This is a genomic window from Pelotalea chapellei, assembly GCF_018531195.1.
In the GTDB taxonomy this organism is placed as follows: Bacteria; Desulfobacterota; Desulfuromonadia; order Geobacterales; family Pseudopelobacteraceae; genus Pelotalea; species Pelotalea chapellei.
This window is the reverse complement of sequence record NZ_JAHDYS010000034.1, coordinates 1-4986: the sequence shown is the minus strand read 5'-3', so window position 1 is coordinate 4986 and position 4986 is coordinate 1. Positions and strand designations below refer to the sequence as shown.

The 4986-nt window shown below is 58.0% G+C and carries 6 protein-coding genes; 4 read left to right on the top strand and 2 right to left on the bottom strand.

What is annotated here, in order from left to right:
• Window positions 1-420: 420 nt before the first annotated feature.
• From KJB30_RS17800 to KJB30_RS17790, 3 genes are all read left to right on the top strand, one after another.
• The gene (locus tag KJB30_RS17800; RefSeq protein ID WP_246545786.1) at window positions 421-1050 is read left to right on the top strand and encodes a TetR/AcrR family transcriptional regulator; all 630 of its coding nucleotides are present in this window, start codon (window positions 421-423) and stop codon (window positions 1048-1050) included.
• A 54-nt stretch (window positions 1051-1104) separates the two neighbouring features.
• Window positions 1105-1512: a hypothetical protein gene (locus tag KJB30_RS17795; RefSeq protein WP_214301714.1), complete on the top strand. Its 408-nt coding sequence runs from the start codon at window positions 1105-1107 to the stop codon at window positions 1510-1512.
• 160 nt (window positions 1513-1672) lie between these two features.
• Window positions 1673-2308: a flavodoxin family protein gene (locus KJB30_RS17790; RefSeq protein ID WP_214301713.1), complete on the top strand. Its 636-nt coding sequence runs from the start codon at window positions 1673-1675 to the stop codon at window positions 2306-2308.
• A gap of 132 nt (window positions 2309-2440) precedes the next feature.
• On the opposite strand, the gene KJB30_RS17785 is transcribed toward KJB30_RS17790, so the two are convergent.
• Both KJB30_RS17785 and KJB30_RS17780 read right to left on the bottom strand, forming a co-directional pair.
• Entirely contained in the window at window positions 2441-2848 is a 408-nt protein-coding gene (locus tag KJB30_RS17785) for a hemerythrin domain-containing protein (protein ID WP_214301712.1), read from the bottom strand.
• A gap of 154 nt (window positions 2849-3002) precedes the next feature.
• Complete coding sequence (locus tag KJB30_RS17780; protein ID WP_214301711.1) at window positions 3003-4589, bottom strand: 3'-5' exonuclease; 1587 nt, start codon at window positions 4587-4589, stop codon at window positions 3003-3005.
• 27 nt (window positions 4590-4616) lie between these two features.
• Here KJB30_RS17780 and KJB30_RS18690 point away from each other — a divergent pair, with 27 nt between their 5' ends.
• Entirely contained in the window at window positions 4617-4802 is a 186-nt protein-coding gene (locus tag KJB30_RS18690) for a hypothetical protein (RefSeq protein WP_214301710.1), read from the top strand.
• Window positions 4803-4986 lie beyond the last annotated feature (184 nt).

The following is a 4986-nucleotide window of genomic DNA, read 5'->3' as shown; positions in this document are numbered from 1 at the left end:
ATAGCCCAAGGCGTAATCAAACTGCCATGTCCTGGAACAGAGAATCTAGTTACTGTCAGTCCAACATACAAGGCGTACATCGGTACGCCGCACAAGTAATCCCGAAGATTGACACCGCCAGGGCGAAAAAGAACCTTTTCCGGACGGAAACTAGCTACTTTCCAGTATATCCTGGTTATGCGCCAACGCAATTAGGTGGCCTGGGGAGCCTACGTAACGAGAAAAATCCACTCTCTTTTACCCGCTTCCATTGGTGTGCCGGATTTCTAAATGCAACAATTCAGTCAGTTAATTTGAGTGCAACATCAGGATGAAAATCAAGGCCCGGGGGCTTACCCCTTGGCCTTTTTTTGTGCCGACTCCATTGCGGGAACAGCATTCAAGCCTGCCGCATCAACGCATCCCCAGGGGAAAGAGAAAATGGTGTTGACAAAATTTGACCGACCGGTCTATTATCTGCTCATGACAAAACGTGACACACGGACAGATCTGATCACCGCCGGCATGCAGCTTTTCGCCAGCCAGGGGTACAACGCCACCGGCATCGATGCGGTACTGAAGCGGACGGGAGTACCGAAAGGCTCCTTCTACCACTTTTTCAGCAGCAAGGAAGAGTTCGGCCTGGCGGTCATCGAGGCATTTGCCGGCCGCTTCCTGGCCCGCCTCGACATCTTTCTAAGCGACGAAACGTCAACTCCGCTCAACCGGCTGCGGATCTTCATGGAACGGGGAGTGGCGCAGCTGGCCGAGCATCAGTGCACCGTCGGCTGCCTCATCGGCGACCTGGGGCAGGAACTGGCCGCCAGCAACGAGCGCCTGCGGGGCCGCCTCGATGAGATCCTCTTCTCTTGGCGGGAGCGCTTTGCCGTCTGTATCCGGGAGGCACAGCAGGCGGGGGAACTTCCTCAATCCTACGACCCCCACGTTATCGCCGGCTTCATCCTCTCCGGATGGGAGGGGGCGGTGCTGAGCGCCAAGGTGATGAAGTCCACCCAGCCGGTGCAGGACTTCCTCGACACCATCTTCGCCACCGTCCTTACGAAACGCTAATGCTGTTCCGCTCGATACGGGACATACAAACGAGACTATAAGGAATACGACACAATGGCATCACACGAGATCAGCGATGAGATCCGCAGAAACTTCCACCTTTTCTATGACAACTTTCCCTTTCCGGTGATCCTTGCCCACAAGGACCGGACGATCCTGGAGGTGAACAAGAAGGGAGCAGAGGTCGGCTACCCGACCGGTGTCCGCTGCGTCGACATGGGGCAGAAGGAACACCACAAGAGCTGTCTGGCCAACAAGGCCTTTGCAGAACAGACCGCCACCCGTCTGGTTGCCTATTTCGATTTCACCGGAACGGTGCTGGATTCCTACTGGATCCCCCTGGCCGGCAGCGATGAGCTCTACGTTCACTATGGCGCCGACATCACCGAATGGGCGTCGGAAAAACTGCTGCCGAAGCAGTGCGATTCGGCCACAGACTGCGCCGCCTGCTCGTGCGGGTAGAGAAAAATGAACGTTATTAGTACCGATCTAGCACTAAGGGTTCCCCCCTTTGAAAAAGGGGGGCAAGGGGGGATTTGGTTTTCAAAATCAAAAGCAACTCCCCCTGTAAATCCAGCCCAAGGAAATATGCTTTCAATCAAATCATGACAAAGGAGGACTTATGAAGGTCGTGGCATTCAATGGCAGCCCCAACAAAGAGGGCAACACCTGGCACGCACTGAAGATGGTGACTGCGGAGTTGGAGAAGGAAGGGATCGAAACCGAGATCGTCCATGTGGGCAACAAGGCGGTCAGGGGGTGCGTCGCCTGCTACCAGTGCGTCAAGAACAGGAATGAGCAGTGCGTGCTTCCCGGTGACGAGGTCAATGAGTGGATCCAGAAAATGAAACAGGCGGATGGGATCATCCTCGGCTCCCCGGTGCACTATTCCGCCATCGGCGGAACCATGAAATCCTTCCTGGACCGCGCCTTCTTCGTCACCGGCGTCAACGACTCCATGCTCCGCCACAAGGTGGGGGCCTCCGTGGTGGCGGTGCGGCGCTCCGGCGGCCTGCCGACCTTCGACCAGTTGAACAACTTCCTCAACTATGCCGAGATGCTGCTGCCGACCTCCAACTACTGGAACGTGATCCATGGCCGGACCCCTGGGGAAGTGGTCCAGGACCTGGAAGGGGTACAGATCATGCGGGTGCTGGGGAAAAACATGGCCTGGCTGCTGAAGCTTGTTGAGCACGGCAAGGGAGCCGTCACCCCGCCGGAGCGGGAAAATAAAACCTACTTCAGCTTTATTCATTGAAACAGGAGAGATGACATCCAGGGTCGAATTACCCAATGTGTTACTCCCGAAACAGCAAAGGCGGCCAATCGGCCGCCTTTTGAATCGAGCATCTCCACGAAACCCATTCCCCTCAAATCCTCCAGATAGGCATTACCTTTCCTGCAGCGGTATCAGGTGCGGATACAAAAGCTTCTCTTCGGTGATGATGCGGTTGGTGAGCATTGAGAACAGGTTGCCCACATCCCTGGCAAACTCCAGCGTAGGTGTGGGTTTGGTATAGTACTTGAAAAATTTTTCAGCCGTGGTCGTGATCTCGTTCATCTCGTCCCGGAAGCGCACCAGCAGGGCCTTCAGGTGGATGTCACGCTCAGCCGCCATATCAAGCCGGGGATACACCAGACGGTCTTCCTGTTTGATGTGTTCCTGAAGCAGCTCCTTCAGTTGCTGCAGTTCCGCGAATCCGGCCGGCGTCACGACCCCCTTCGCCTTGATCAGGGCAACCTGCTCCTTTAAGATCCCATGCTCTCTTTTCATCACATCAATGAGCGCTTTTTCCATAGGCATCCTTTCCGCGGCTGTTTTTTGCAGCGTAGCCGTATCACGCCCTCTGGGACAGGCATTTGATGCAGGTCAAAAAATACTCATTTTATTTCTACGCCGCACAAGGTGGCTTTCGAGGATGGCGGCGAGATGGCTGTTTTTCAACAACCTGCTAGTAGCGAATGGTGGCGTACGGAGAGCGGGCCGACGCCTTCAGTGCGTCGCTCAGGGTCACGATTCCCCTCGCCTCCAGCAGGGGGATCATCTTCAGCAACACCTCTGCGGTAACGATGGCATCACCCAGCGCGGTATGGCGGCCGATATTGGTCAGGCTCAGCCGGGCGGCGATCTCGTCCAGGGAGTGGGACTCCTGGTTGGGGTGGAGGATGGAGGAAAGCAGGAGGGTATCCAGAACCGGGTTGTCGAATTTCACTCCGGTCCGGGACTCTTTCAGCTGCAGGCAGCGCATGTCGAAGGCCGCGTTGTGGGCCACCAGTACGGCATCCTCCACGAAGTGGCGAAAATGGGGGAGCACCTGGTCGATGGTCGGCTTGCAAGCCACCATCTTTTCCGTGATTCCGTGGATTGCAGTAGACACCTCGGGAATCGGCCGCCGGGGGTCGATCAGCTGGTCGATCATCTCCCCCCGGATAAGCTTGCCGTTGACGATCCGCACCGCCCCGAGCTGGACGATCTCATCTCCCGCTGACGGATTGAGGCCGGTGGTTTCCGTATCAAAGGCCACGTAGGTCAGCCGGCGCAGCGACTGTTCCCCCATCTCCCCAAGGGGTTGGTGATGGAACAGGTTGAACTCGTAAAAGGTGGGTCGGGATTCTGGTGCCGGCTGCTGCCCGGCGGGAGCCTCCGACTCCTGGTCTGCCTCGACCGTCAGCCAGGTCGGGTCGTCGGCAGCCGCCCCCTGCGCGGTGGTGTTGCCAAGGGTGAGGACCAGCCCCGACATGCTGCGGCGGTCGCACTGTATGCACTCGTCATGCTGGTCGCAGTGAAAGCTGAACACCGGCGCCATGGAGATGGTCAGGGGGCTCCCCTCGCCATGCTCCACCGTGAACCGGGCGATCGGGTCAGGCTGCCCGGCAGACACCGCCTGCTGCAGTCGCTCGATCCCGGCCACCACCGGCTCCCGCGGGATTACGCCGAACAGTGACCGCCCCAAGCCGATCCATCCATCCTTCCCCCCGGTCGGCCCGGTGAACTTTTCCTGGGCCGATGCCTGCAGCAGCGTCTGGGCCTGCCTGTTGTAGAGGAGGATCAGGCCATGGATGTTGCAGACCAGCACCCCGGCCGGCAGCTCCGACATCAGCGCGGCAAAGCGGTTGCGTTCTTCCAGCAGGTCCGCCCGGGCCTCGTAGGCTGCGGTCTCGACCTCCTGCTGCAGCTTCTGGTAGGCGTCCGCCGAAGCGTTAATGATCCCGGCCAGGTGGGCGACCTCCCGCGCCCCGGTAGTGGGGACACGGTGTTCGGGGTTGGAGAGGGAAATCAGCTGGGTCGATTCCGCCATGCGCATGATCGGGATGATGTAGTAGCGGAACAGCAGGCTGACCATCCCGCTGATGACCATAAACAGAGCAATGGCGCCCAGGAGCGGAAAGGGCAGGATCCGGTCCGCCAGCCCCGCCAGATACGCCTGCTCGTGGGGTTCCAGATTGAACCACGAGCCGAACACGCTGGCGAGAATCACGCCGAAGATGGCGCAGGCGATGCCGAGAATGAATATCCAGTATTTGAGGGATGGCTTCATGGCTGGGGGCAGTATATCAGATAAGGAGTGCAAGCTACAATCGAGAGGGACGAGGACTTATCGATAGACTTCATCATGGCTGCCGATATCGAGCAGGATAATCTCTTGCTCGGTGATCAGCAGGGTCAGGGTGATGCGGTAGGAATAGGTCAGCCGGACGGCGGGGGGCGCACAAACACAAAAAGCGGCTCTGGCCGCCTAGCAGGCTGTTGAATATCTCAGGTCTCAGGTTGTTCAAAAATTGTCAGATCGTCGCATCCGGAGAAAGTCCCGCGGAGCCAGCCCCTCTCTATCTCTCCCCCGAGAAGGGGGAGAGCATGCCTTGCCCTTGTATATTCAGAGGTAGAGGGTATGGTTTTCCTTAACAACGGTGCACGGGACATGGCAGCACGACTGC